Below are 26,326 nucleotides of genomic sequence, written 5' to 3' on the forward strand. Positions count from 1 at the left end.
GAATATAACAAATAAGTGAAAAATAGTTGGAGGTTATTTTCATCATTTTTAGGTTGAAAGTTCTAGTTAAGTATTTATTAGTTAAAAATATACAAAAAAAACTAGGAAAATAGATGTATGGAGAACCGCCTAAATTAAAAGAAAAGGCAGATCAAACGATTGATACATACACACAGGCTGCGATACAATTTATCCAAGACCCTATTCGTACAGCGGAATCTGTCGCACAGGTTGTGACCGATTCAGTTGAACAAGAAGGCATCATGTATGCAACTGGTTCTGCCTTGCCGTCTCTCATTCCAAGCACCTTATTACAAAGGAGTAAAAGGTCTTTCTAGCGTAAAAAGTCCTGGAAAATCACCGAAAGTGAATAACAGTAAACCATACAGCAAAGAATTTATCCAAGAAAAGATCAACGCAGCGAAAGCGGGAATGGGCAAGATGAAAGTCCCTGTACTTTATCGAGAGCAACTGTCGACAGGTTATTCTTCTCTGCTGATTGTTGGAATGGGAACAAAGTCGCTTGGTGAGATTCGTCCGCAAATGTTTTCGGTGAAGAGTGAAGGTAGGGGGATAACTAAGGATACTGTAAAAGTTACACCTGATTTTGGTCGGAAGATGGATTATGTTTTTGGTAATGCAACTGGTAATAAGCACAATATCGACCGTTCTATTGCTATGGAAAGGCAATTGAATAGTATTGGGATTTTTGATAATAAAACAGGCAGGAAGCATGTTCTTGATAACTTAACTGATACGTTCAATGATGCTTCAAGTATCTTAAAGACTCAAGATAATGGTCGAATTAAGGTCCGAATGGAGTATTAAAAGTAGAATCTATATGGGACGGAGAAAAATTGATAACCATTAAACTCTTTGGAGGAAAATAATGAGATTAGTTAATAAATATAATGATTATGAACTTTATGAATTTGAGTCACAGTCAGAACTTAAAGAATATGTTGAAGTTAACCAAAGTATTCTAATCAATACTAAATGTGTGGACAAAAAGAAATTTTATGGGATAAGTATCAAAATAAAAGAATCTACTTTTATTGGTATTTTTGGCGGAGTACATGGTATTAAACCATCAGCACTGATAGCCAGAATGGAAAAATGTATTCTTATAAGTATTGATGAAAAAATTTATTGTGTAGATTTGAAAGGTAATGGAATGAGGTGGGTGAAAGAGTTTGATTCTGTTGTCTATGAAGTGATGAAAGTATCAGACGTAACTTTTCTTGTCATATGTGAATTAGGTGTTGTTAGTCTTACTTATAAAGGAGAAAAACAGTGGGAGCATACTAGCGATGTAATCACAGATTTTGAGCTAGATAGTAATATATTAAGACTATCTACTTATGAGGGTGAATATTCTCTTTTATTAGATAGTGGAAATGTTATTTGACTATAGTCGGATATTAAGCTAAAGCATATGATAGAAATATAAGAGATTGAAAGCGATGGGTAGAATATCTATCCATTGCTTTTTTGATAAAATAAAGAATCTATGAAAAGGACAACATAAACGATATTTTCTCTGAAATTCATAAACTCATGAAGGTTGTACCATCATGGAGTATTGTTTTAATTCTTGGATAGTAAGAGAAGTACGATAGTTAGGCGAGATGACATTTTACATAGTTATGACATGGCATAATTAACAAACTAACGGGAATGACAACGCTCGTGGCGATAAGCAATGGGTAACGTAAAAAGATGTTCGTACTCTACGTTGGCTAAATAAATTATGGGTGTATTTTTCATAGAGACGGTCGTATAATACTTACTATTCGTTTAAAAAGCGTTACGTAAATTACAATTTATGTAACGGGAGGGTGAAAAATTGAACGTTGTCGGGTATATACGAGTCTCTACACAAGGGCAAGTGAAAGAAGGATATAGCTTGAAATATCAAAAAGATGAAATTAAAGCATATTGTGAAGAACAAGGCTTGAATATTAATTATGTGGTGATGCTCAATACTAGTCGATTATGGCAGTCAGATATTGATACAACGAGAGTTGAAGAAATATAGATGTGATATTAATAGTATTGAACAGCCTTCATAAAGCATTCATAAGAAAGACCCAAATGATTTTTTGTTCAATGGATTAATGGGGTTGTTAGACCAATACCAACGGCTTGAAATAGCCCTCGAACTAACAAAAGGGAGAAATAAAAAGGCGAGAGAAGGTGGTTATGCAGGAGGAAGGACAACATTTGGCTACATGAAACAAAAAGGTGAAAAGGAACTAATAATACATGATAGTCAGGCAGAAGCAGTTAAACGAGTGTTTGAGCTTAAGGAACTACATAAGAAATGGTCATTGTCTAGGTTGGCAGTAATTAAGAGCTCCTCCAAAAGCTTCAGGGCACATTTCGAACTCTTTATCGATGACATTTAATATTTCTATCTTCATTCAATAATCCCCCTTTTAATCATTTCATTGGCATATCTTGTCTTTACTCTCTTCCCGTCGGTTAAATAAACTGCATTTGGCGGATCATCATAGAGAGAAATTTCAACCGATGAACTTTTCTTTTGTCTCAACCAATTATATACACTGCCTTCGTTATTAGTAGGATGAGATAAAATTTTAATTACTCTAAATACAGCTGCATCATATTCTGTATAATTTATATTATCCTTATCTAATCCATTGTCTGTTTCAAAGAGTGTGTCCGGTTCACCAACTGATACGAAAGCCTATCACCATCGTTTGTAGAGAAATTCTCTACATTTTAGAAAAGCACTCCCTAAAGGGTAACAAACTCCGCTTCTCTCAATCCAAAGACAAAAGCTCCACCAACTGCTCCAGAACCATACCTCAAAAGAAATTCTTTAAAATCCTCTGGCAATTTTACCTTTAGTTCATCTTCTGCTTGGTTTACTTCCTCATTAGAATTTTATTGCCATTGGCATAGACGGTGCAGGAAATCCGGTGGGTTTTAATTCTCCCAATACAGAAATTATTACATTAGACTTTGATTTCGGTGGGAAAGAAATGATAGCAGAGAGTTTTGAGGAATATTTAGAAAAAGCAATTCGTGAAGAATAAAATATCCATTTTAGAATCTTCAGGATATTAGTTGTAACGTAAGCCCGAACTATAAAAATATGCGCACCTTCTGGTGCGCATGACAATTAACCGTATTTCATGATCTTTTTGGTCAAAATACGGCTAATTTCATTTATTTACTAACATTCTGCCTTGATCATTTTCGACCATGGCATATATAGATCTAAAATTTCAGGGTTTTGATGGATACTACAATTTGGTAGATCGGTCAAAAGCTTTTTTTATATATTCGTAGAAATCGATGCCGTTACTTTTGGCTGTTTCTGCGATACTCAAACAAATGGCGTTGGCTTTTGCCCCAGCTTCGCTGACCGAAAATAGCCAATTTTTTCTTCCAATGACATTGGGTCGGATGGCATTTTCCGCGGGATTATTATCAATTTCAATCCGGCCATCATATAAGAATGCCTTTAATCCATCAGCTCTATTAAGTGTATATTCTGCCGCCTTCGCAAGGGCATTTTTTCCGAAGAATGGCGATGTTTCAACCCAGTTAAGGAATTCCTCCACTATTGGCTTTGAAAACTTTTTGCGTTTTTTTCTACGTTTACTCGGGGACAAATGTTTAAACTTCCTCTCGAGCCGATACAAATCATCGCAATACTTCACACCAATTCGGCCATTTTGCTGTCTGCTTTCAGCCAATAACGCCGAACATGAGCCCAACAATTCGCAAAGCTGATTCCTTCAATTTTGTCATATGCAGAATAACCATCACAGATAATCGTTCCTGAATAATCTTCAATAAAACTTTCAAGAACTGAACGTGCACGTGATAATGAACTTTGAAATAGAACTATCGTTGGCCCCTGGCAAGGTATACTTCGGTAGACCCAGTTATAGGCATTGGCTTGACCCGGTTTACCGTCAGAACGATTAATAATTTTTGCATACGTTTCATCAATATGTAAAACGGATTTTGCCATCATGATCGTTTTCATTCGTTCATAGATAGGAAGTAGCCAATCACCTGCTACACGAATGACCCAATTGGAAAGGTTTTTGTCATTCGTATCCAGTCCATAACGAACCCATTCCTTCACCTGACGGTGAAGGGGTAAGTACTGCACAAATTTATCATAGATAACTTTGGCAAGTACACTGGGACTAGTAATACTGCGTTGAATAACTGGTTGTGGTGCTTTCCCACGTTTTATTTGCGCTGGTTGGGATGAATCCCCCTTACATTTTGTACACCCATAAGCATGTTCAATGTGTTGAATTTTCTTCATCCTTGCTGGAATGAATTCTGCCTCTTCACGTACGATTGTGCTGCCGATCTCAATCATTTGCCCTTGGCAACACTCACAGATTGTATTTTCTGGATGATGATGAATGTCATCTACTTCAATGTCATCATGTAATGAATCGTTTCTTTTTTTCTTTTGAACTTTTCGTACAACAGTATAAGAAATCGTCTGTTGGCTTTGTTCTTCTGTGTGCTCAGAATCGCTAAAAGACGAGTCATCATCAAATAAAGAGGCTTGCCCGTCTGGCGCATTGTATTTAGATTTCTCCGTTTTAGAACCATATAAAGCTTTTGTTAGCTGGCGAACTTGCTGTGATAGAGAATCAATCTTCTTCATTAATTCTTTATTTTGCTGGTTCGAATGAGCCAATTGTTTCTTCTTCGAGTAATTGAATTAATTTGTCCTTTGAAGAAGAGTCTTTTCCCACAATGTTCACCACTTTTCGTCCATTTTCGTACTCCTATTATAATCATTTTAAACCTTGAAATAAAGGAAAAATAGGTAGAAAAAGTTCAGAACGTGCCTTTTGGCGATGGTTGAATGGCCTTTGGCTGCTGAATGGATAACCCCTCAAGCAACCACCTGAGCTCCTTCTGAGATAGATTACGAACTGCTTGTTCATCTTTAGGCCATTGTAGCTTACCATTGTCCAGTCGTTTATAGAGCATGGCGAAGCCATCCCCATCGAAATACAGACATTTATATCTATCTTTCTTCCATCCGGCAAATAAGAATATAGAGTCGCCATAGGGGTCTAATTCAAAAGAATCTTGAATTAGAGTAGCCAATCCGTCAATCCCCTTCCGCATATCCGTTTTCCCACAGATAATATAGATATTTTTCACATCCGTATAATCATGTTTCACCAATGTTTCAAACTCCCTCATGATTGCTTGGATGACGTGCTCCTCTACGCCGTTGAAGAAGGCAATTTCCGCAGCTGCTGTTTTAATCATGCAAGCAGGTTTTGAGGAAAGCTCAGCTGGAACTGAACTAGAAGAATTATTGTTTTCGGTATGTAATGTAACGGGGACAATAGTCAATTTTTGTTGTGGCATTTGAAAAAAGCACCTCCTTTTTTAATAGATACGCTTATCGTACCAGGAGGTGCTTCTATTTTATATGCGTTGTTTGAATTCGGGCTTACGTTGTAACAGAACAAAACTAAGAAATTGATATTGTTAACTGTAAGCACTTGGTTGTATTGTAGGCAACAAATGCTTTTTTGGTGCGTCCGGCATGCGCATGAACTATAGGAACCTACAGGTTAGCTAGGAGCAAGGGTGTCAACATGGTGATGCGGAATCTAAAGGAAGCTGAAAATAAATATCGCAAAAATTGAATTGAAAACTCATGAGAGCTGGAATATGAAACATCAAAACGGAGTTGGACAAGGTGATCTGCATTATATCGAGAGCAACTGTCGACTGGATATTCTTTGATCCCGATTGTTGGAATGGAAACGAAGTCACTTGGTGAAATTTATTCACAATGTTTTCAGTGAAGAGTAGTTAACTAAGGATGCAAATAAACTAAAAAATAGACCATTAAAAGCCATAAAAAAAGGTAATAAGCAATCAAATACGGTGATGTGAGATATCGGAGAGTTAGTTGTTTTTTTCTACTTGAATTAAAGCTTTAGAATGGTTTTACCAAAAATGGGCAATGTAACAAATAAGTGAAAAATAGTTGGAGGTTATTTTCGTGAGAAAAGAGCTGTTATTTGCTTATACTGCATTTTTTTTAATGTCCATTATTGCAATTACAGGTGCGTACGCAGAAGAGGAAGCTAGTATGATCATCATTTCTAAAGATAAAATCGATGTGACAGGGGATGGGAAAAAAGAGATAATTTATGTAAAGGGTCGACAACTAGAAAGAAAAACAAATTTTTTAAATGAAGTTTATTTAGAAGTTCAAGATTCTCATCAAAATACATATTCAATAGATTTAGGCAGTGGATATAAGCCGAAGCTTATTTATCAAGATTTTAACGGCGATGGGACAAAAGATATATTTGTTAAAATTTCGACTGATAAAGGTGGTAAGGTGACGAATCATTTCTTGTATACATTAGCAAATTTTACAGTTGAAAATTTAACTGTTCCCCAGTCACAGACGATTAATGGAGAATATCAAGATAATTATCAAGCATTTATCTCAGTAGATGAAACGAAAAAAACATATGAGCTCGATTTAACATCGCAGAAGAATGAGTTTGATCAACTCGGTTTATATCAAAATGGAAAATTAATGATCCCAACCGAGCTCATCGTAAGTCCATATTTAAAATTAAAGCCTGTAAAAATGAACGGAGAGCAATACGGATTAAGAGGAATTCAACAAGTAAGAGGAATTGATGATCAGACGATTGCCTATTTGAAATCAACGTGGGTTTATAAGGACAAAAGTTGGCAATTCGTTAATAGCTGGGTCGAAAAGAAAAAACAAGAATAGGCAGCAGTCACGTACTCAAAATTTGAACATACCATAAAGTAAGCAATTTTGATTGGAAGGAGCGTTGATAAAAATGAGTTCTTTCGATCCTGAAAAATTAACTGTTTCGTGTATTCCACCTTCTACAAGATTTCGTCCTGTACATGGCCGCAGATATACATTAACCCGTTGTAATATAACAGATAGCCATTGTTTACACATTGGTTACGACTATCATATAAATAAAGACGAAAAAAAGCGAGATCAAGTATTAGCGGAATGGATCCCTCAAATGGGACAAATCGTCTTATGGGTAAAAGTTTTTGTTGACGATGGTCAAGATGATGAACAAAGTGCTAAAATTCGATTTATGATTTTTAAGAAAGAAACAAGCCAAGCATTAAAAGCATTCGTTAACGGAGATCAGCAGTTTTACGTACATTTCCCATGGCTGCTTGACTCACCAATATATCTTCAATTTGAATCCGCTTATCGTCAGTTTCAACAAGTCAACTATATGGGGACACCTCGTCAATATATTGCCAAGCCAATAAAACAGCCAGTTTCTTAATAGCTGGTTTGTACCTTAAAGTCCCTGTAATTTTTTTCGTTAATGCCGAAGAAAAAAAGAATATATTTTTATTTATATTATTTTGAATTTATGTTAAAGATTGATTAAAGACAAGAAACGCTTATCAGTCGAGGCGTGCAGCACGAATCGAAAGCGAATAGAACAAGGATCGTTTGTCAGCAGGTTGAAAAGAGTACGATTTTTTAAAGACAAACCAGACTCTGCGTTCAGTTGAATAAGAAAAAAATTTGGACCACACATTTAGATATGTCTACTATGTGTGGTTCCTTTTATTATCAACTATTTCATCAATCCAACCTAAAATATATTTTTCTATGTACTCTTTTTGCTTGTGGTCATTTATTTTAACATCGATGTCATAAGTAACATAAAAAAAGAGATAATTAAAATTGAAATAACCCAAAGCCAAGCAAGCTGAATATTGCCTGAATCAAGGGCAACATAAATTGCAGTTGGTGTTGTCTGAGTTTTTCCGGGAATATTACCTGCAAACATAAGAGTTGCCCCAAATTCACCGAGTGCCCTTGCAAAACTTAAAATAATACCGGAAACAATTGCGCGCATTGCTGCAGGAACAGTAATATATATGAAAACTTTGAATTCACTTGCCCCATCAATTCTAGCAGCTTCCTCAATATCGCGATCAACATTTAAAAAGCCAGCTTTTGCTGATTGATACATGAGGGGGAATGCAACGATCGTTGATGCAATAACTGCCGCCCACCATGTAAACATAAGCTGTTTGTTGAAAAGCGATTCAATAAAAATTCCAATGGGACTATTGTTCCCGAAAATAATAACGAGTAAAAAACCGACAACAGTTGGCGGTAAAACGAGAGGTAGCATAAACAGCGTTTCAACAATTATTTTCCCTTTAAATTGAACCCGTGTCATCAATCTTGCAAAGATTATTCCTGTAAAAAAAACGATGATAATTGATACCGATGCTACTTCAAGCGAGAGCTTAACCGGTTCCCAAAAATAATGAGCCATTTAATCTCAATCCAATACTTTAAAACCGTATTTTATAAAAATATCTTTTGCTTCTTTTGATTGTAAAAATGTAAAAAACTCGACTGCCTCTTCTTTATGTTTTGAATTTTCGATAATACCGGCAGGATAAATAATTGGATCATGACTTTCTTTATTTGCAGTCGAAACGATCATAACGTTATCAGATGTAGCGGCATCTGTTTTATAGACAATTCCTGCATCTACATTGCCAGTCTCAACATATGTTAGAACTTGGCGAACATCTTTAGCAAATACAAGTTTACTCTCAACCTGATTCCAAATGTTTAAAAAGCCAAATGTTTGCTTAGCGTACTTTCCAGCTGGAACGGATTCAGGTGTACCGATAGAAATTTTCTCTACTTCCTCATTTGTTAAATCTTCAAACGTTTTTATTTGTTTAGGTGAATCTTTATATGTAATGAGTACGAGTTCATTACCAACAAGGTTTTTACTATTTTCATCTGCTATGAGTCCTTCATTTTTTAAAAAATTAAATTTATCTTCTGATGCTGAAATGAAGAGATCAACGGGAGCACCTTGAGAAATTTGCTGTTGAAGAGCACCGGAACCGCCAAAATTAAATAAAAGTTTAATGTTTTTATTATCTTGCTCATATAGATTTTTCATTTCTTGCATTACTTCATTAAGACTTGCGGCCGCTGAAATTGTTATTTCCTTTTTTGGCGCATTAGATACTTCTTTCTCTTGTGAGGTTGAGGAACAAGAGGTAAGAGAAATGAGTACGATTAATAACAATAGAGAGATGACGATTTTCTTCATTTTAATTCCTCCTCGGATTTTCTTGAACATCTTCTTATTTATAGGCTTGAGTAAAAGAAGTCATTTTCTGCAAGATTGACAACGACATTTGCCGGAGACAAAAATAGTACGATCATTTATAAATGCAACTAGTTTCATTATAGTGAAATGTAATTAAATAAAACAGTCACTTTTTTTGAACATAAAAAAACAATCGGTGCAATAAGCCGATTGTTCAAACTATTGACAAACGCTCGCTTTCTTCGTTGTCAGCTCATGAATTATATGTCTATTCGCTTCCGCTTTGTGCAGCGCGCCTTAACTGACAAGCGTTTTCAATCAGTTTTTTTGGAATTTCCACCGATTGTTTTTTGTAATTTTTTATTTCATTGATACCCAAACGCTTTTAACTTCTGTGTAATTATTTAAAGCGTATGAGCCCATTTCACGGCCTATTCCAGACTGTTTGTATCCTCCGAACGGAGAAGCTGCATCTAGCATGTTGTAGCAATTGATCCAAACCGTTCCTGCTCTCAGTTTACTTGCAATATAATGAGCTTTGCTAATATCTTTAGTCCAAACACCGGCTGCCAGGCCATATGGGCTATTATTTGCTCGTTCAATTAATTCGTCAATGTCTTCGTATGGAAGGGCAGAAATAACCGGGCCGAAGATCTCCTCTTTCGCGATTGTCATCTCATCTCGAACGTCTGCAAATATCGTCGGGGAGACAAAGTAACCTTCTTCATAAGGTTTTGTTCCGCCTGACACTAGCTCAGCGCCTTCTTCTAATCCCTTTTCAATGTAGCTAAGTACTCTGTTTTGTTGTTCATTAGAAACGAGTGGACCGATTTCCGTTTCTGCGTTAATCCCTGCACCTTGTTTGATCTTTTCTGCCTGGGAAGCCATATCTGCTAAGACGTTATCAAATTGTTTCTTTTGAATAAATACGCGTGATCCGGCACAGCAAACTTGACCTTGGTTAAACATGACTCCGTTTAAGGCACCAGGAATTGCTTTCGTTAAATCTGCATCAGGTAAAATAATATTTGGTGATTTGCCACCTAATTCTAATGTTACTCTTTTTAAAGTACGGGACGCACGTTCCATAATAAGCTTCCCTACTTCTGTAGAACCGGTGAAGGCAATTTTATCGACAAGCGGATGATCTACGAGCGGCTGTCCCGCTGTTTCCCCAAAACCAGGAACGATGTTTATAACGCCTGGCGGGAATCCGGCTTCTTCAATTAACTCTGCTAAGTATAGAGCTGAGAGCGGTGTTTGCTCTGCAGGCTTTAAAATCACAGTACACCCTGCTGCAAGAGCAGCTCCGAGTTTCCACATTGCCATTAATAATGGGAAGTTCCAAGGGATAATTTGCCCAACAACCCCGACTGCTTCATGCCGTGTGTAGTTTAAATACGATCCATTAACGGGAATCGTTTGCCCGACGATTTTCGTTGTCCAGCCTGCGTAATATCGAAGATGTTCAACGGCTAGAGGAACATCGGCATTTAATGTTTCTCGGATAGGTTTTCCGTTATCTAACGTTTCTAATTGGGCTAACTCTTCTTTATTTTGCTCCATTAAATCAGCAAGCTTATACATAAGGTGGCTTCGCTTTGCAGGTGTCATTTTTGACCACGGGCCTTCATCAAAGGCTTTTCTTGCAGCTTTTACCGCTAAATCAATATCTTCCGGTCCTGCTTCGTAAACTTTTGCCAATGTTTCTCCGGTAGCTGGATTTGGGGTGTCAAATGTTTTTTGTGATTTACTTTCAACAAACTCTCCATTAATATAAAGTTTCTTTGTACCTCTCAAAAAACTTGCAACCTTCTTTTTCAGTTCAACTGTTAGTTGACTCATCGAATGCCTCCTTTAATAAATGCTTAATAACATCGTGACGTTTCTCTATTAATTAGGAATAACGCTAGATGCCTTAAGAGTTTAAAACGCCCATATCAATGTTAACATTATCAAAATAGATGTTCAATTATTACTATTACAAATTTTCTGATAAATAACGACACCATTTTTCAACATATTTTCATATCTATAGCCTGAAATCTTTCCAAATCGTAGACAAAAGGAGAACAGCACCTTTTGTCTACGATTTAAACTCTTATAAATCGTGATTCAACACAATCTTGAAACATGTTCCCTTATTTAATGTGCTCTCTACACTAATACTCCCATTATGTGCCTCGACAAGTTCTTTAACAATTGCAAGCCCAAGCCCTTTTCCACCAGAAGCACGCGCTCGTGACTTATCAACTCGATAAAAACGCTCAAAAATATAAGGGAGGTGTTCTTTCGGGATTCCTTGTCCTTCGTCCTTTATATAAAAATAAGTTTTGTTATCCAATTCAGATACTTCAATTGTAGTAGTTGAATTTTGTTCAGAATATTTTAATGCGTTATCTAATAAATTTAAGATGATTTGCTCAAAACGGATTGGATCAACGGAAACGATGTGATTTTTAGAACATTTCACCTCAAGTTGAATCTCTCTGTTGTAAAAGGCTGGAGCCATTTTTGTGTGAATTTTTTTAAAAAAGGAACAGATTTCAATGTTTTCTTTATGAATCGTGAACGTATTTTCATCAATTTTTGCAAGCTCGAATAGCTCTTTAATTAAGTTGGACAGCCGAATACTTTCTTCATAAATAATATTTAAATACTTTTGTCTATCTTTTTCAGAAATATGATGTCGTCTCGTAATATCTGCATACCCTTTTACATATGTTAAAGGTGTTCTAAGCTCATGGGAAATACTTGCTAAAAATTCATTTCGCTCTAGCTTTAAATAATTTAAGTCATCTGCTAAAACTTGGATCGACTTTGCTAAATCTCCAAGTTCATCATCTCCAAGCTTTGGCAAGGATACTGTAAAATCTCCTTTACTCATTTCTTTTGTAGCTTTTTTCATTTTAATAAGCGGTTTAGTTAACATATTTGTTAAAAAGGTGATCGTAATGATCATAAAAAGGATCGCTAGTAAACCGGCTAATAAGAAATGACGGTTCAGCTTTGATATTAAATCTTGAACGGTTTCTGTATTTTAAAACATGTATACATAACCTTTAGTCGTCTCGTCAATTGTAAATGGACTGACAGTTGCTATATACGGTTTTGATTTCCAGTCATTTACTAAAATAGCACCTTTTCGCGGAATGTTGTCTCGTTTAATTGAAAAAATATCATACATTTCAGCGGTTATTTCTTCGGATGCTTTCATTAGCTTTCCATCTAAATCGGTAATAGCTACATGTGTTTCGCCTTGTGATTCCATTAAAGCGATATGGTTAATTGTTTCTTCTTCAAATGAAATTTCCAGCACGTCGCGATGATTATTTCCTCTAGCTTGTAAAGCTGCTAATTCTTCATCTACTCGAGAATGAACAATCCCTTTATGAAGATAGAAAAAGAGAATCGTTTCCATTCCGAAAATAATAAAAAAAAACAACAATCCGAGCTTAAAAGAAAGCTTATTCATTATTTATCACCCAGTAATGAAAGTATTAAAAAGCATTGCTAAAATGTTTAACAATTATCCGTTGATATTATTTTAGTGTATTTTTAATAATGTAACAAACTGATAGAGGAATGAATGTTTTTTACGGTTTGTTTTCAATATTTATGTTGAAAATAATCTGAATTTACTTTATTATTCAGTAATTAACTGCAAATATACGAACAATGATTGATTGGGGTTGTGTTAATATGCCTATAACAAAAAGAATATTTATCATTTTGGCCCAGCTGTTATTTCTTATCGTGATTCATCAGCTTGGCAATTTAACTGTTACCTTTCTACATTTGCCTCTTCCCGGGAATGTGATGGGAATCATTTTTCTTTTTATTTTATTATTAACGGGTGTGATAAAACTTAGCTGGATTGAAGAAACGTCTGTTTTTTTAATTAAGCATTTAGGTTTCTTTTTTATTCCCATTTCCGTTGGCTTAATGACGCTCGGATCGATTTTTCTTGAAAATGGAATTTTTTTAATTATTGTTTTAGTGACAAGTGCATTTATAGGTATTTCAGTGACCGGTTTGTTTACACAAAGCTTGGCTAAAAGGAAAGTGGGGACTTCTGATGAGCATCATCATCACACTGTATAGTATGACCATTACGATCGGGAGTTATCTTTTTTCAAGAATGATCTCAAAAAAATATGGGTCGCCGTTAACATCTCCCGTTTTTTTAAGTACAGTGTTCGTTATTATTATTTTATTGTTCAGTCATATCTCTTACGAAGAGTACAGCTTAGCGAAAGAAGTGTTAACATTTTTACTTGGTCCCGCTACAGTGGCATTAGCTGTACCACTATATAAGCAGCGAAAACAATTGCTTCGATATTTAATTCCAGCCTGTATTGGATTAATAACTGGAACAGTTTCAACCATTTTCTCCGCATTGTTTTTAGCTAAGCTTTTTCAACTTTCAGACTGGGTGATGAGAGCGCTCAGTTTAAAATCGATTACAATTCCAGTTGCTTCAGAAGTAGCAAAAATAATCAAAGGTGATGAAGTTCTTGTAGCAGCGTTTGTAATGACAACAGGTATGATTGGGGCAATGTTTGGTCCATGGCTTATGAATGTCATAAAAATTAATGATCCATTTTCTAGAGGATTATCAATGGGAACAATTGCTCATGGTATTGGAACAGCAGAGGTGGTGAAGGAAGGAGAGCTGCAAGGCGCAATTTCAGCAGTAGCAATGGGGTTAGCCGCAATTTTCACATCTCTAATCATTCCATCAATCATTACTTATTTGATTTAAATCGAAAAATAGAGCTCTTTAAAAAAGGAACTCTATTTTTTTATGCAGAAGGATTTGAAAATTCGGAAATTAATACTTTGTTTTGCAATATACTTTTATAAAAAAGGAGGATGATCACGAATGTATCCAACAATTAGTAAAATCTTTGATCAAACAGTGCAAAAATATCCGAAAAAAGAAGCGCTAGTCGATATTTCTTCAAATAAGCGCTGGACTTTTGAAGAATGGCAAAATGATGTCCACCGTCTAGCAAATGCATTACTTGCTGCAGGAATAACGAAAGGAGATCGTGTGTCAACTTTTTTGTTTAATACAAGTGAACTTGCAATGACTTATTTTGCTTGTGCTAAAATCGGTGCGATTATAAATCCAATTAATTTTCGGTTGAAACCACAGGAAATTATTCATATTTTTAAAGATGCGACACCTAAAATTGTCATATTTGAGCAAGGTCTCGAACAGCAAATCGCAGCAATACATGAGCAATTTCCTTATATATCTTTTTGGTATATTAATGAAGACACTCCCCAATATGCAGAAAATTATGATGTAAAAATAAGCAACTCCATCACTACAGCACCTGAAGTTGACGTGAATGAACAGGATTTATATGCAATTATGTACACAAGCGGAACAACTGGACAGCCAAAAGGGGTGTTGCATCGACACCGTGATATGGTTGAGCAAAGTTTAATTTGCTTATCAATGATGAAACTATCTCCAAATGACCGTGGACTTGTTGTTGCGCCGATGTTTCATTGTGCTGAACTACATTGCTGTTTTCTTCCTCGAGTACAGGCGGGGGCTTGTAACGTCATGATCAAACATTTTAATTCAACAACTGTTTTACAGACGATTGAAAATGAAAAAATTACCCAATTGTTTGCCGCTCCAACAATGTGGAACATGCTTCTTCAAGAAGACTTAACATCTTATCATGTACGTTCATTGCGAGTTGGTTTATATGGTGCAGCTCCGATGGCTCCAGTTCATGTAAGAGCAGTGAAAGAGAAACTAGGAATCGATTTAATTCAAGCTTATGGCCAAACAGAAATGGGTCCAGCAGTTGCTTTTTTACAAGAAGACGAGCAATTATGTAAGGCTGGATCTGCTGGAAAGGCTTGTTACAATCATGAAATCCGTATTGTGAAACCGAGGGGGGCTGAACCATCTGAACCAGGTGATATTCTCCCACCTAATGAAGTAGGGGAAATTATTGTCAGAGGCTCTTGTATGATGGCTGGTTACTTTCATCGGGAGGAAGCGACTAAGAAGGCTTTATATAAAGGTTGGTATCATACGGGTGATCTTGGATATTTAGATGAAGACGGCTATTTATATGTTGCTGATCGTGTAGATGACATGATCAATACCGGAGGAGAAAACGTCTATCCGAGAGAAGTAGAAGATTTGTTACATGAGCATCAAGGTGTTTTAGATGTTGCTGTTATAGGGATACCCGATGAAAAATGGGGAGAACTTGTAACAGCAGTCATTGTAAAAAAAGATAAATCATTAACTGAAAAAGAATTAGATATTTTTTGCAAAAGCAGTGATCGTCTTGCGGATTATAAACGTCCACGAAAATATATTTTTGTTGAAAAATTGCCGAGAAATGCAAGTGGGAAAATCCAGAAGTTTATGCTCCGAAAGGAATTAGCAGTATATAGCAACTAAAAAGATGGGCTGTTATAAAGTCATATCAATGACTTTTAACAACAGCCCATTATCATTTTCCGTACTTACGAAACAACTGTTCCTTTGACATGCATAAAAACACAGGTGTATTTTTATGCATGTTCTTAAGTGAAAAATGAGATTGTGACAGAAGGAAAATAGGGAGCTGACAAATAAATTTAAACCACTTATAAAGCGATTGATTTGGTTCAAAACATTCAAAACCTAATTTTTGAACCCCTTTATTTATCATTGTGATTCCAATAATTCCTTTAATATCATTTTCAAATGGATGCTTTTTTATATAGGAGCTTAAAAACGGCATAGAATTTAACACATGTCGATAAATCGAAATGCCCCTTGAAGTATTATTTTTCAAACAAGACAACTCTTTAAGTAAGCGAATATTGTGTAAATGGATTTTAATTAACATATCATTTTTACATATTTTTGAGCCATCTGAAAGGATAATTTTTTTTCCTTTATATTTAATTAAACGTACCCTAAATATTGTTTTTTCTCCATATGAATTTGTTTCAACATATGTTAATCGTGTAAATGCAAAATAAATTGGATCGAATAACCCCCAAAGAGAGAGGAGATACATTCGAATATTCACAATTGTTTCTCCTTTCAAGATCACTTACAGTCAAGATATTTTATCTTAGCTCAATAAAAAATTACTATGCAAAATTAAATTTTTTATCATATAGGTAAAATAAGACTCAATTGGATTGTTTTCTTTATTATAGAAAGTTGTTTTCTTCATAAAATAACGTCGGAGCTGATTTATAAATAAAATCAGCATTACTTTTTAAAGCGGAGGAAGAGAAATGACAGTTATAAATAATTTAAAACAAACAATTTCTGGTTTAAAAAGTGCGCAAGCGAGTCTTGAAACATTTGCGTTAGATACTGATAATAAGAAAGCAAAGCAATTGTATCAAGCCGCAGCACAACAAACTCAATCAATTATTGATACATTATCACCTCGTATTACCGAAGTAGAGCAAGAAGAACCACAATATAAACAGCAATAATAACGATGGTGCTCTTAGACTGTTGGCAACTATTTTAAGTTTATAATTGATAAACGTTTTCAACTAGCCTAAGAAAGTTGCTGTAACGAAGATTATTTTAAAAGAGGTCGGGACAAAACTTAAAACAATCAACTCTAAGAACGATATGCTCATTCAGCGGAGAAAATATACGTAGACTCCTGCGGGAAAAGCAACAGCTGAAAATCCTGCAGGAAGCGGTTTTTGCTTCCGAGGAAGTTGAGGCGTTGCCCGCGGAAAGCGAAGTATATTTCCGGAGCGGGATATAAGCACTAACTATCTCATTGTTCGGATTTATCTTTGATTAAAATGGTTTTGTCCCAGCCTCTTTTCTTCAAAAATCATGATGAAGGAGTTTTGTTTTCATGACGATCGCTTCAAGTTTGAAATCATGTATAGCCAGTTTGAAAGGTGCTGAAGCAAGCTTCAGTAAATTAGCAGCAATAACTTCATGTACTGATGCTACTCGTGCCTTTCACGAATGTATGTTGGAAACAAGAGAGATTGTTGACGACTTACAGAAACGACTAGCTTTTTTAGAGCGTGAAGAACCTCAATATAAAGGAAATTAGGGGGGAGATATTTTGGAGATTCCAGATTGGCTCGATATTATTACCCGGTCATTTATTATGTTAGGTCTTTTATTTTTATTAACAAAGTGGCTTGGAAAAAAGCAATTATCTCAACTTTCATTTTTCGAATATGTAGCTGGAATTACGATTGGAAGTATTGCAGCAGAAATATCAACTGGGTTAGAGAGAAACTTTTTACATGGAATTTTCAGTTTGCTTGTTTGGACAACAGTCCCGTTTTTAGTTGCGGTTATCGCAATGAAGAATAAAAGTATTCGTGATTTTGTTGAAGGTTCAGCAACTGTATTTATTAAAGAGGGTAAAATTTTAGAGGATAATTAAAAAAAAGAAAAGTATACAACAGATGAGTTAATGGAACTGTTAAGGAAAAAAAATGCGTTTAATGTGTCCGATGTAGAATTTGCTGTTTTAGAGGCAGATGGCAATTTAAACGTATTATTAAAAAAAGAAGCTCAACCGATTACACCAAAGGATATTCAACTGTACGTTCCACCTGAAAAGGAACCGCAAACTGTTATTATGGATGGGGAAATATTAGATGAGCCTTTATCTAATAGCGGCTATAATCGAGGGTGGCTTCATACGGAACTTGATAAATTAGATGTAACAGTTGAAAATGTATTTCTTGCCCAAATTGATTCGTATGGACAATTAACTGTTGATTTATTTGATGATAAAATTCAAGTTCCGGCACCACAGGAAAAACCTTTGTTATTAGCGTCTTTGAAAAAATGTCAAGCAGATCTCGAGTTATTTGCACTTGAAACAGAATCAAAATCCGCACAATTCATGTATACAAAAAATGCTGAAAAACTAGAGAAAATGATTCAAAAAATTAATCCGTACTTAGTCAATTAAAAAGGACGATAAAACAAGCTACTGTTTTATCGTCCTTAGACTGTTGACAAACGTTCGCATTTATCGAAACCTTGCACTTCGTTGTAAGCATTTATTTTATTTGCTTGTTCCCCGTTGCTCGGTGCCTTGTCTGACAAGCGTTTTCCAACGAGTCTAAGGACATTATCAACTTTGTTTATAAGCTAAGGTTAAAACACAAGCTCAGGCTGTTTCATCTTTTAATTTGCTTTGTCTTTAACTTAATGGTGACGGTTGAAGAAATAGACCACTTTGTGGTAACTGAGAAACAGCCTTTTGAAGTTTTTCTTCACTTTGGACTAAGGCAATTCGTACATAACCTTCACCAGATGGTCCGAATGCAACGCCAGGGGTAACAACAACATTTGCTTTGTCAATCAGGGTAAAAGCAAAATCAGTTGAATTCCATCCTTCAGGAATTTTCCCCCATACAAACATTCCTCCTTCTGGTGCATCAACGTTCCAACCGATAGAACGGAGTCCGTTAACAAGTAAGTCTCTTCGTTTTTGATAAACGATGCGATTACTAGTACATATCGTTTTTGCATGTCGTAAAGAAGTAGCGGCTGCCTTTTGAACAGGAAAAAAAACACCATAGTCTAAATTCGACTTTAGTTGGGCGAAAGCTTTGATCATATCTTTGTTACCCATTAAATATCCGATTCGTGTCCCAGCTAAATTTAACCCTTTTGAAAGCGAATTGATTTCCATTCCAACTTCCTTTGCACCTGGGACAGATAGAAAGCTCACTGGCTTTTTACCGTCATAATAAATTTCAGAGTAGGCAAAATCGTGAAGAACAATAATATTATATTTTTTCGCAAAAGCAACTAATTCGACAAAAAAGCTTTCAGTTGCAAGGGTAGGAATTGGATTCCCCGGATAATTTAAAATAATCATTTTTGCTTTTGCGGCAATTTCTGCTGGGATTGCTTTTAAATCTGGGAGATAGTTGTTTTCTTGCAATAACGGCATTAAATAACATTCAGCGCCAGCCATTGCTACCCCTGTCGCATAAGCAGTATATCCGGGATCAGGAACAAGAATGTAATCACCGGAATTTGCAAATACCATCGGTAAGTGAACGAGTCCGTCTTGTGAACCCATAAGTTGTAACACTTCATCTTTTGGATTTAAAGATACATTGTACGATTCTTTATAGTAGTCCGCAACTGCTTCAGCAAACTCATCTATACCAGATAGTGTATAACCATACTGGTCTTTTTTTACTTCCTCCGCTAATTCATCCATAATAAATTGAGGTGGAGATAAATCGGGGCTACCGACACTTAAATCGACAATGTCACAACCCTGTTCTAGCTTCTCCTTTTTATAAGCAGCTAATTTACTAAAAATTGATGGTTTAAATGCTTCCATTCTTTTTGCCAACTGAATCTCCAATTAAAATACCTCCATTATTTGAATAATTATGAATTATTTTTAATTTATATTAACATATTTCGTCCTTTTTAGCGATGAAAAAATGAATGCACGCATTTAAAAAGAAGGGGGAAGCTCCTTCTTCTTTAGACTGTTTATATCCGATTATATGAACGTTGTTTCTAGCTTCGTCTCGTATTCTGAGAGGAGAGAAGATGCTAATTATTTGACTTGTCTGCAAGGTGAGAAGAGGAACTCCTCTTTTTAAAGATGAAAAAGCTGCGGAATGGTGACAAATGTAAATCCATCTTCCTGCAGTTTAGGAATAATGAGCTCTAATGCTTCTACTGTTCCAGATAAATCTTGAGTCCAGTGGCCGCCATCATGGAAAAGCACAACAGCTCCAGGATGAATATGATTAAGGACATTATTTTTAATTTGTTCTGCAGGAAGTTGTTTCCAATCATTGGAATCAACAGACCACATAACAGTCGTTAAATTTAATTTTCCCAACTCAATCGTTTGCTCCCGCGTTAATGATCCAAATGGAGGTCTAAATAATTTAGGTTTAATTCCGACAATTTTGTTCAATGCCTTTTCTGTTTCTGCAATTTCCCATTTCATTTGTTCTACGGTAGCTTTACCTAAATTAGGATGCCAATACGTATGATTTCCGATTGCATGACCTTCCTGAGCAACTCGCTTTACAATATAAGGATATTTTGAAACTTTAGCCCCCATCATAAAAAAGGTTGCCTTTACGTTATATTTTTTTAATACATTCAAGATTTGTGGTGTGTACTTTGCACTAGGACCGTCATCAAATGTAAGCGCAATTTTGTTCCCGATACCACGGATCACGACGATATTAGGGAATTCTTGCTGTAACCTCCAAAAAGAGACAGGCTTTTGCACCTGGACGGTTAAATTTGAGTGATGTTCAGGTTGTTCATTCTCGCTAACATGAGTTTCACTTATAGGTTCGGGTTTTTTTCCTGTCCATCCAGATAAGATCATAATAAAAGATAAAAAAATAATAAAAATACAATTTTTTTTCTTCATCCATTGACACCCCTTTTACAAACTTTCTTCTTATTTACTTATTATTAGTTTAAATTTGCTGTTCAATGTATCTTTTTATCAAATCTGATTTTTTATGATATAATGTTATTTCGAGTTTTTTATTTATGATCACGTTCTTAAGGCTTACGTTTAAAGAAATGCATGTTAAGGAGGATAGCATGGAAAAGAGAACAACGTTTCAAGCTTTTTCTAATTTCAGGCTTGATCAATCAATTATTGTTTGTTTATTACTCCTTTTTATCATTAGCTTAATTACTGTATATAGCGGTTCTGGTCAATATGCGCCAAGTGACCCTTACTTTTTTTTGAAGCGCCAAATTGTATGGTACATTATTGGACTTATCGTTTTAGGTGCAGTTATGACTTTTGATTATGAGTTATTGCCGAATTTTTCGCTCATTTTATATATTATAGGAATTGTGTTATTAATTGCGGTATACTTTTTCGGTATTGAGAAGAACGGTTCCCAACGTTGGCTTCAACTAGGAGGATTTTTACTTCAGCCATCAGAATTTATGAAAATCTTCCTTATCATCCACTTGGGGGCTCAAATAGATAAATTTAAGAAAAATTATCAAAATTCGTTCAAAAATCATTTAAAGCTTACGGTAACTTTATTTGCTTGGAGTATCCCACCGCTTTTACTTATTTTGAAACAGCCAGATTTAGGGACCTCATTGGTGATTATATCAATTGTATTCTCGTTGTTATTTGTTGCGGGTGTTTCTTTTAAAATTTTACTTTCGTTAATTGGGATCGGTTCATCTGTAATTGGTTCATTAGTTTATTTGCATTTTTTTCATTTTGATTTCTTTTCTAAAATGATTAAACCTCATCAACTTGAAAGAATCTACGGCTGGCTTGCACCTGAACAATATGCTTCAAGCTACGGCTACCAACATTTACAAGCAAAAACAGGTATCGGGGCTGGTCAAATGACCGGGCTTGGTTTTATGAATGGGGTGCAATCGCAAAGCGGCAGGGTGCCAGAAGTACATACTGATTTTATTTTTACTGTAATTGGTGAAGAATTCGGATTTATCGGTGCATCCATCTTAATAAGTATTTACTTTATTTTATTTTTCCGCATGATTTCAATTGCTTTAGAAGCAAATAGTGAGTATGGTACTTACATTATAACTGGGGTCATTGGTTTGTTAGCTTTTCAAATTTTTCAAAATATTGGGATGACCGTCGGTTTAATGCCGATAACAGGATTAGCCTTACCGTTTATTAGCTACGGAGGCAGTGCACTTTTAACGAATATGATTGCACTTGGACTCGTTTTGAATGTAAGAGCACGAACGAGAAAGTTTATGTTTTCTTCGTCATAGTTTCTTTTCTTATTTTTATTAAAAAGATTCATTTTTATCGTCCTTGATGTATATGATAACAATGTGAGAAAAAATCACTTGGTACGGGCATACCAAGTGATTTTAAAAAAATGTCTTATTTTTAGTTTACAAGCGCAACGATTAAAGAGAGAAAAGTGACGATGAAAAACAAAAATGTAAAGAAAACAAAGTAAATTTTGTTCATCTTTTCACCCCCTTTTATTTATGTATATGCATGTTGTTTTATGACATTCTTTTATTAGCAATATTTGTATAGTGAATATGTACTATTTTTCGTCCTAAAAAGGGCGTTTTTTTCTTTTTGTCATTTTCTTCGCTGTTAAAATAGGCATGATCATATAAAAACAATAATTGACATCATTTTCTGTACATGCTAATCTAGTTTTTATATTTCAACAATTAAATATTAGTTGGAATCAGGTTCCTTGAAAGAATACTTTCGAGGATTAAAAGGGAAGTTCGGTGAAATGCCGACACGGTCCCGCCACTGTGAAAGGATAATGCGCGGCAAAAATACCACTGATCGTTAGATTGGGAAGGTTGCTGCTCACAAATGATCCTTAAGTCAGGAGACCTGCCTGTTTCAGCAACACTGATAACCTACGGGAAATAGGGAGGTGTTATATAATATGTCTGACATTTATTTAGCATTTCTAATTTTCTATGTGAACAAATTAGGAGTGCTATTTTATTTGCAATAAATAGGGGAGTTGAATTTTAGAATGAAAAGTATTAGCGATCAAGCAAAAACAGTTTCTCAATCTCGAACGTATTTAACAGACCTCGTATTACCATCAGATACGAACCATCATGACACAATTTTTGGTGGAAAGGTAATGGCTTATGTAGATAAAATAGCCTGTATCGCAGCGATGCGCCATTGCCGTAAGCCTGTTGTTACCGTTTCAACTGATTCTTTTGATTTTTTGGCACCTATTAAAGCAGGTGAAGCGATAAGTCTTGAAGCATATGTTGCCTGGACTCATCGCACTTCAATGGAAGTGTTTGTTAAAGTAGAATCAGAAAATTTATTAACAGCTGAGAAACGATTGACTTCCCGTGCTTATTTGACGATGGTTGCGTTAAATGATCAAGGAAGGGCTGCATCTGTTCCACATGTGATTCCAGAGACCGTTGAGGAAAAGAGACAGTACGACCAAGCTTGGGAACGTTACAAAATAAGAATGAAGCGAAAGGAAAACTCAATCGAGTAGAGAGGAAAGTTATTTAACTTCCCATCCCTCTCACACCACCGTACGTACGGTTCCGTATACGGCGGTTCAACTTATATTGCAGTATGAACTTCTAAGTAATAATCTAAGGCAAAGGGGATTCCTCTTTGCTTTAGGCGTTTATTTGATAATGCTGTTTGAACAACTTTCGATAGCCCTATGTACCGATATCCTTTTCGGCAATAGGTCAGTCCTTTGGCTTCTTCTTCAGGTATACCCAATTGAATAAGTGATTGGATTCGCTTCTTATTACTTTTCCATTGTTTCCAAATGATGACTCGTAACCTAGAGCGCAATTTCGCATCAGTAGTTGTGAGTATCTTTTTCAACTTCGCGATTTTAAAGTAGTTCACCCATCCGTAAATAACTTGTCTTAATTTCATTATCCTGTTATTTAGGGAGATTCCTTGGTTGCGTTTCGTTAGCTGTTTTAGCTTTCTTTGGAATTTCCGTACCGAATCTTGATGCGCTCGTGGTTGATATTTTTTCGTATGCGTATCATAATAGAATCCAAATCCTAGAAATTTCGTATTTCCTGGTCTTGATATTCTACTTTTCTCTGCGTTTACGATTAACCCAAGTTTCTTTTCGATAAAATTTGTGATAGATTTCATGACACGATTGGCTGCTTTTTCACTTTTGACGAAGATGATGCTATCATCCGCATCTCTGACGAAATTTAGATTTCTTGCTTCTAATTCATTAAGCATGATGTTGCTTAATAGCGGACTCAGGTTACCACCTTGCGGTGTTCCAATGGGAGTGTTTTCACGTTTCCCATTCACCATTACTCCACTTGTTAGATATTTTCGTATGAGTGATATGACATCGCCATCCTTGATTGTATAAGAAATTATTCTCATTAACTTATCATGATGGACAGTATCAAAGAAGCGTTCTAGGTCAATATCAATTAACCACGTGTTGGTTTCTGCTGACTTCTCACGATAAACCTTATTCGACCAGTTTTCTTTATAGGGGACTCCTCAACTGTTCGTGAGACCTCCCAAGGTAAGACATTTATCTTTCCTCTTTTTATCTGCCTGATTTACTTCACAGAGTTACGCACATCTTTTGGACTTTGACTTGTTTAGTAGTCTTATCCTTCTGTAAAGCCTTGGTATCAGATTTCTGTTCGTCAGACCAAGATTTTGGTACACGCTTCCTTCAGCTCTTGCCTCACGACAAGCACCTTGCGCTTCCCTAGTGGTTGGATGATGTGTTCCCCCACAGTGGACTTGCACCACCTAGATAAATGCCATGCCTGGCACACTAATAAAAAGCCAAAGGCTAATAAATGACCTTTGGCCGTATACTGTTAACAACCGTTTCATTTTTCGTCTATAGGCTTTAACAGCTTGAGAAAATGATGTCTTAAAATTTTCGATTTGTATACAAAAAACTAATATTTGAATGGATTCTCTAGTCAGTTGAGGCGCAAGCAACAAGGTCGAAGGGAATAGAACAGGCATTCATGAGTCCGTTTGTCAACAGTCTGAAATTTATGTTCATAAATTTTCATTTTGCTGATGAATTTCGTCACTGCCAAGAAGTTCATTTGCATATTCCAAATCTTTATGCTTATTTACCGAGTTTCCATGATGATAGTTCTCTTTATTAATTGTACCAACATCAGTTCTAATCGTTATTTTCGGTTCTTCCGGTATGTTTGATAGTGTGGAGTTTTCTTTTTCTTTCACTTCCAATTCACCTTCCTTAAAAGTGTTACCATTATTTTTTGTGAATTGAATGATCAATATACTAAAAAGCTGACAGCATATTTAGCCATCAGCTTTTTATTTATTAGGCACGGTCTTTTACTGCCTTTGTTTCAGAATCAGAGGAAACGTATAATGTTCTGCTAGGGAAAGCAATCGATGCTTCTTCTTCTTCAATAATATCCATAATTTTAAAATTTATTTCTTCTTTTATTGTTAAAAAATCTCCCCAATTTGTTGTTTTTGTAAAAAAGTATAAAAAGATATCTAAACTGCTTTCATTAAATTGATCGAACTTAACGAAAATTGTTTCTTGATGAATGTCAGGGTGAGAACGTAGCAATTCCTCAATCCTTCTTACTATTTTCTCTATTTTTTCTTTAGGTGTGTCGTAAGTAAGACCTAAATGAAAAGAAATTCTTCGTTTCCCCTTTTTACTCCAATTAGTGATTGTTTCAACAGCTAAAGTTGCATTCGGAACTGTTACTAACGCTTGGGCAAACGTTCTTACTCTTGTGCTGCGGAAACTAATTTCTTCCACTGTTCCTTCAACACTGGGAGTCATAATCCAATCACCAATCGAGAAAGGCTTCTCCGTAATAATAACAACGCCGCCAAAAAGATTACCGAGCGCATCTTTTGCAGCCAATGCGACAGCCAGACCACCTAAGCCGAGTCCGGCAATAAATTTGTTTACGTCATAACCGAATTCTTCTGCAATCATACTAATCCCAATTGCAATTATAATGAAGCGAATTGTTTTAGATAAAAACGGAATTAACATTTGATCAATTTCAATATTTAAGCGATTGTTCAGCTTCCTAAAAAGTAACGAAGATGAAGAAGAGAAATTGTACAGTCCCCAGATCACGAGCACAATTAAAGAAGAACGCATTAATTATAAAAATAGTGGGTTTTCATGATTGAAATATGGGAAATATCTAGCAGAAAGATAAATTCCTATAATAATAAAGAACCAGCGAATTGGGTTTTCGAATGATGTTAATAAGTGAGTAAAAAAATCAGTCGGTTTTTTTTTACTTAGTCGTAAAATAATTTTAAATATGTATTTTGCGAATATTTTCCTGAAAATAACGAATAAAAGAAAAATACCAATTGTAATAAGGATTTTTACTAAAGTATCGTAAGTTAAGTACTTCTCAACAAAACTCATAAAACTCATAAAACAAAACTCCTTACGTAAAGTGAAACTTTATTAAGCGGGATTCACTTGATTATTAGTTGTGATGAATAAAGGGAAGAGCAAAATTATTTTATCATACTTTTTTTAGTGTGACATATAGATTTTTATCAAATTTCGCACTTTATCATAACATATTCCCACTTAGTAAAAAAGTGATATGAAAAATTGCACATAAAAATTTATGTGCTTAGACTATTTGACAAGCAAACTCATGAATGATAAATTTTCTT

Annotated in this window: 24 protein-coding genes, 5 pseudogenes and 1 riboswitch; of the genes and pseudogenes, 14 read left to right on the plus strand and 15 right to left on the minus strand. The window is 35.4% G+C overall.

Annotated features, from left to right (window positions below; genetic code table 11):
• The first annotated feature begins 113 nt into the window (after positions 1-113).
• The 4 genes and pseudogenes from K6959_RS07095 to K6959_RS07110 all read left to right on the plus strand — a co-directional run.
• Positions 114-338 carry a hypothetical protein gene (locus tag K6959_RS07095; protein WP_223088027.1) on the plus strand — a complete coding sequence of 75 codons (225 nt, stop codon included), beginning with the start codon at positions 114-116 and terminating at the stop codon, positions 336-338.
• Between the two features lie 28 nt (positions 339-366).
• Positions 367-828: a hypothetical protein gene (locus K6959_RS07100; RefSeq protein WP_223088029.1), complete on the plus strand. Its 462-nt coding sequence runs from the start codon at positions 367-369 to the stop codon at positions 826-828.
• Between the two features lie 61 nt (positions 829-889).
• The gene (locus K6959_RS07105) at positions 890-1,408 is read left to right on the plus strand and encodes a hypothetical protein (RefSeq protein WP_163243284.1); all 519 of its coding nucleotides are present in this window, start codon (positions 890-892) and stop codon (positions 1,406-1,408) included.
• A 438-nt stretch (positions 1,409-1,846) separates the two neighbouring features.
• Positions 1,847-2,345: pseudogene (locus K6959_RS07110) on the plus strand (recombinase family protein); the annotation flags it as partial.
• A 74-nt stretch (positions 2,346-2,419) separates the two neighbouring features.
• On the opposite strand, the pseudogene K6959_RS07115 reads toward K6959_RS07110, so the two are convergent.
• The 4 genes and pseudogenes from K6959_RS07115 to tnpB form a co-directional block, all read right to left on the minus strand.
• Positions 2,420-2,698 (minus strand): annotated as a pseudogene (locus K6959_RS07115) (hypothetical protein); the annotation flags it as partial.
• A 62-nt stretch (positions 2,699-2,760) separates the two neighbouring features.
• Positions 2,761-2,862 carry a hypothetical protein gene (locus K6959_RS07120; protein WP_163243285.1) on the minus strand — a complete coding sequence of 34 codons (102 nt, stop codon included), beginning with the start codon at positions 2,860-2,862 and terminating at the stop codon, positions 2,761-2,763.
• 340 nt (positions 2,863-3,202) lie between these two features.
• Positions 3,203-4,760 (minus strand): annotated as a pseudogene (tnpC, locus tag K6959_RS07125) (IS66 family transposase).
• An 85-nt stretch (positions 4,761-4,845) separates the two neighbouring features.
• Positions 4,846-5,391, minus strand: a complete 546-nt coding sequence (gene tnpB, locus K6959_RS07130; protein ID WP_223088030.1) for an IS66 family insertion sequence element accessory protein TnpB — start codon at positions 5,389-5,391, stop codon at positions 4,846-4,848.
• A gap of 646 nt (positions 5,392-6,037) precedes the next feature.
• Here tnpB and K6959_RS07135 point away from each other — a divergent pair.
• Entirely contained in the window at positions 6,038-6,790 is a 753-nt protein-coding gene (locus K6959_RS07135; protein ID WP_163243408.1) for a hypothetical protein, read from the plus strand.
• Positions 6,791-6,863: 73 nt separating this feature from the next.
• On the plus strand, positions 6,864-7,340 hold the full coding sequence (locus tag K6959_RS07140) for a staygreen family protein (protein ID WP_163243407.1): 477 nt from the start codon (positions 6,864-6,866) through the stop codon (positions 7,338-7,340).
• Positions 7,341-7,700: 360 nt separating this feature from the next.
• Here the strand turns inward: K6959_RS07140 and modB are convergent, their stop codons facing one another.
• The 5 genes from modB to K6959_RS19580 all read right to left on the minus strand — a co-directional run bounded on the left by modB (position 7,701) and on the right by K6959_RS19580 (position 12,630).
• Positions 7,701-8,354: a molybdate ABC transporter permease subunit gene (gene modB, locus K6959_RS07145; protein ID WP_163243406.1), complete on the minus strand. Its 654-nt coding sequence runs from the start codon at positions 8,352-8,354 to the stop codon at positions 7,701-7,703.
• Positions 8,355-8,360: 6 nt separating this feature from the next.
• A complete protein-coding gene (modA, locus tag K6959_RS07150; protein ID WP_163243405.1) occupies positions 8,361-9,155 on the minus strand; it encodes a molybdate ABC transporter substrate-binding protein in 795 nt (264 codons plus the stop codon).
• Between the two features lie 360 nt (positions 9,156-9,515).
• Positions 9,516-11,000 carry an aldehyde dehydrogenase family protein gene (locus K6959_RS07155; RefSeq protein ID WP_163243404.1) on the minus strand — a complete coding sequence of 495 codons (1,485 nt, stop codon included), beginning with the start codon at positions 10,998-11,000 and terminating at the stop codon, positions 9,516-9,518.
• Positions 11,001-11,256: 256 nt separating this feature from the next.
• Positions 11,257-12,117, minus strand: coding sequence for a HAMP domain-containing sensor histidine kinase (locus K6959_RS19575; protein ID WP_316252533.1), 861 nt, complete (start codon positions 12,115-12,117; stop codon positions 11,257-11,259).
• Positions 12,118-12,195: 78 nt separating this feature from the next.
• A complete protein-coding gene (locus K6959_RS19580; RefSeq protein ID WP_316252534.1) occupies positions 12,196-12,630 on the minus strand; it encodes a hypothetical protein in 435 nt (144 codons plus the stop codon).
• A 227-nt stretch (positions 12,631-12,857) separates the two neighbouring features.
• On the opposite strand from K6959_RS19580, the gene K6959_RS07165 reads away from it, so the two are divergent.
• From K6959_RS07165 to K6959_RS07175, 3 genes are all read left to right on the plus strand, one after another.
• On the plus strand, positions 12,858-13,259 hold the full coding sequence (locus K6959_RS07165) for a CidA/LrgA family protein (protein WP_163243402.1): 402 nt from the start codon (positions 12,858-12,860) through the stop codon (positions 13,257-13,259).
• Entirely contained in the window at positions 13,234-13,920 is a 687-nt protein-coding gene (locus K6959_RS07170; RefSeq protein ID WP_223088032.1) for an LrgB family protein, read from the plus strand. Before K6959_RS07165 ends, K6959_RS07170 begins: the two co-directional genes overlap by 26 nt.
• Positions 13,921-14,040: 120 nt before the next feature.
• A complete protein-coding gene (locus tag K6959_RS07175) occupies positions 14,041-15,597 on the plus strand; it encodes a fatty acid--CoA ligase (RefSeq protein ID WP_163243400.1) in 1,557 nt (518 codons plus the stop codon).
• 52 nt (positions 15,598-15,649) lie between these two features.
• On the opposite strand, the gene K6959_RS07180 is transcribed toward K6959_RS07175, so the two are convergent.
• Positions 15,650-16,216, minus strand: a complete 567-nt coding sequence (locus K6959_RS07180; RefSeq protein WP_316252535.1) for a YkoP family protein — start codon at positions 16,214-16,216, stop codon at positions 15,650-15,652.
• A 214-nt stretch (positions 16,217-16,430) separates the two neighbouring features.
• Between K6959_RS07180 and K6959_RS07185 the strand changes: the two genes are divergently transcribed.
• The 3 genes and pseudogenes from K6959_RS07185 to K6959_RS07195 all read left to right on the plus strand — a co-directional run bounded on the left by K6959_RS07185 (position 16,431) and on the right by K6959_RS07195 (position 18,106).
• On the plus strand, positions 16,431-16,637 hold the full coding sequence (locus K6959_RS07185; protein ID WP_163243399.1) for a DUF1657 domain-containing protein: 207 nt from the start codon (positions 16,431-16,433) through the stop codon (positions 16,635-16,637).
• Between the two features lie 383 nt (positions 16,638-17,020).
• On the plus strand, positions 17,021-17,227 hold the full coding sequence (locus K6959_RS07190; protein ID WP_163243309.1) for a DUF1657 domain-containing protein: 207 nt from the start codon (positions 17,021-17,023) through the stop codon (positions 17,225-17,227).
• Between the two features lie 9 nt (positions 17,228-17,236).
• Positions 17,237-18,106: pseudogene (locus K6959_RS07195) on the plus strand (DUF421 domain-containing protein).
• Between the two features lie 234 nt (positions 18,107-18,340).
• Here the strand turns inward: K6959_RS07195 and K6959_RS07200 are convergent.
• Together K6959_RS07200 and K6959_RS07205 are read right to left on the minus strand one after the other, a co-directional pair.
• Positions 18,341-19,525 carry an LL-diaminopimelate aminotransferase gene (locus tag K6959_RS07200; protein ID WP_223088033.1) on the minus strand — a complete coding sequence of 395 codons (1,185 nt, stop codon included), beginning with the start codon at positions 19,523-19,525 and terminating at the stop codon, positions 18,341-18,343.
• A 243-nt stretch (positions 19,526-19,768) separates the two neighbouring features.
• A complete protein-coding gene (locus K6959_RS07205) occupies positions 19,769-20,566 on the minus strand; it encodes a polysaccharide deacetylase family protein (protein ID WP_163243307.1) in 798 nt (265 codons plus the stop codon).
• A 179-nt stretch (positions 20,567-20,745) separates the two neighbouring features.
• Here K6959_RS07205 and rodA point away from each other — a divergent pair, with 179 nt between their 5' ends.
• Entirely contained in the window at positions 20,746-21,921 is a 1,176-nt protein-coding gene (gene rodA, locus K6959_RS07210; RefSeq protein WP_163243306.1) for a rod shape-determining protein RodA, read from the plus strand.
• Between the two features lie 422 nt (positions 21,922-22,343).
• Positions 22,344-22,537: riboswitch (cobalamin riboswitch) on the plus strand.
• Between the two features lie 127 nt (positions 22,538-22,664).
• Positions 22,665-23,156, plus strand: coding sequence for an acyl-CoA thioesterase (locus tag K6959_RS07215; RefSeq protein WP_163243305.1), 492 nt, complete (start codon positions 22,665-22,667; stop codon positions 23,154-23,156).
• A 71-nt stretch (positions 23,157-23,227) separates the two neighbouring features.
• On the opposite strand, the gene K6959_RS07220 is transcribed toward K6959_RS07215, so the two are convergent.
• From K6959_RS07220 to K6959_RS19800, 3 genes and pseudogenes are all read right to left on the minus strand, one after another.
• Entirely contained in the window at positions 23,228-24,088 is an 861-nt protein-coding gene (locus K6959_RS07220; RefSeq protein ID WP_316252543.1) for a reverse transcriptase domain-containing protein, read from the minus strand.
• 594 nt (positions 24,089-24,682) lie between these two features.
• Positions 24,683-24,874: a hypothetical protein gene (locus K6959_RS07225; RefSeq protein WP_223088442.1), complete on the minus strand. Its 192-nt coding sequence runs from the start codon at positions 24,872-24,874 to the stop codon at positions 24,683-24,685.
• Positions 24,875-24,977: 103 nt separating this feature from the next.
• Positions 24,978-26,066: pseudogene (locus tag K6959_RS19800) on the minus strand (mechanosensitive ion channel family protein).
• Positions 26,067-26,326: the final 260 nt, after the last annotated feature.

Origin of the sequence: Bacillus aquiflavi (assembly GCF_019915265.1) — a bacterium.
GTDB classification, from domain to species: domain Bacteria; phylum Bacillota; class Bacilli; order Bacillales; family Cytobacillaceae; genus Bacillus_BT; species Bacillus_BT aquiflavi.

Excerpts from the sequence above, each read along its gene's own strand:
- K6959_RS07095 (WP_223088027.1), top strand. The coding sequence starts at position 114 with ATGTATGGAGAACCGCCTAAATTAAAAGAAAAGGCAGATCAAACGATT.
- K6959_RS07105 (WP_163243284.1), top strand. The coding sequence starts at position 890 with ATGAGATTAGTTAATAAATATAATGATTATGAACTTTATGAATTTGAG.
- tnpB (WP_223088030.1), bottom strand. The coding sequence starts at position 5,391 with ATGCCACAACAAAAATTGACTATTGTCCCCGTTACATTACATACCGAA.
- K6959_RS07140 (WP_163243407.1), top strand. The coding sequence starts at position 6,864 with ATGAGTTCTTTCGATCCTGAAAAATTAACTGTTTCGTGTATTCCACCT.
- modB (WP_163243406.1), bottom strand. The coding sequence starts at position 8,354 with ATGGCTCATTATTTTTGGGAACCGGTTAAGCTCTCGCTTGAAGTAGCA.
- modA (WP_163243405.1), bottom strand. The coding sequence starts at position 9,155 with ATGAAGAAAATCGTCATCTCTCTATTGTTATTAATCGTACTCATTTCT.
- K6959_RS07155 (WP_163243404.1), bottom strand. The coding sequence starts at position 11,000 with ATGAGTCAACTAACAGTTGAACTGAAAAAGAAGGTTGCAAGTTTTTTG.
- K6959_RS19575 (WP_316252533.1), bottom strand. The coding sequence starts at position 12,117 with ATGATCATTACGATCACCTTTTTAACAAATATGTTAACTAAACCGCTT.
- K6959_RS19580 (WP_316252534.1), bottom strand. The coding sequence starts at position 12,630 with ATGAATAAGCTTTCTTTTAAGCTCGGATTGTTGTTTTTTTTTATTATT.
- K6959_RS07165 (WP_163243402.1), top strand. The coding sequence starts at position 12,858 with ATGCCTATAACAAAAAGAATATTTATCATTTTGGCCCAGCTGTTATTT.
- K6959_RS07170 (WP_223088032.1), top strand. The coding sequence starts at position 13,234 with ATGAGCATCATCATCACACTGTATAGTATGACCATTACGATCGGGAGT.
- K6959_RS07175 (WP_163243400.1), top strand. The coding sequence starts at position 14,041 with ATGTATCCAACAATTAGTAAAATCTTTGATCAAACAGTGCAAAAATAT.
- K6959_RS07185 (WP_163243399.1), top strand. The coding sequence starts at position 16,431 with ATGACAGTTATAAATAATTTAAAACAAACAATTTCTGGTTTAAAAAGT.
- K6959_RS07190 (WP_163243309.1), top strand. The coding sequence starts at position 17,021 with ATGACGATCGCTTCAAGTTTGAAATCATGTATAGCCAGTTTGAAAGGT.
- K6959_RS07205 (WP_163243307.1), bottom strand. The coding sequence starts at position 20,566 with ATGAAGAAAAAAAATTGTATTTTTATTATTTTTTTATCTTTTATTATG.
- rodA (WP_163243306.1), top strand. The coding sequence starts at position 20,746 with ATGGAAAAGAGAACAACGTTTCAAGCTTTTTCTAATTTCAGGCTTGAT.
- K6959_RS07215 (WP_163243305.1), top strand. The coding sequence starts at position 22,665 with ATGAAAAGTATTAGCGATCAAGCAAAAACAGTTTCTCAATCTCGAACG.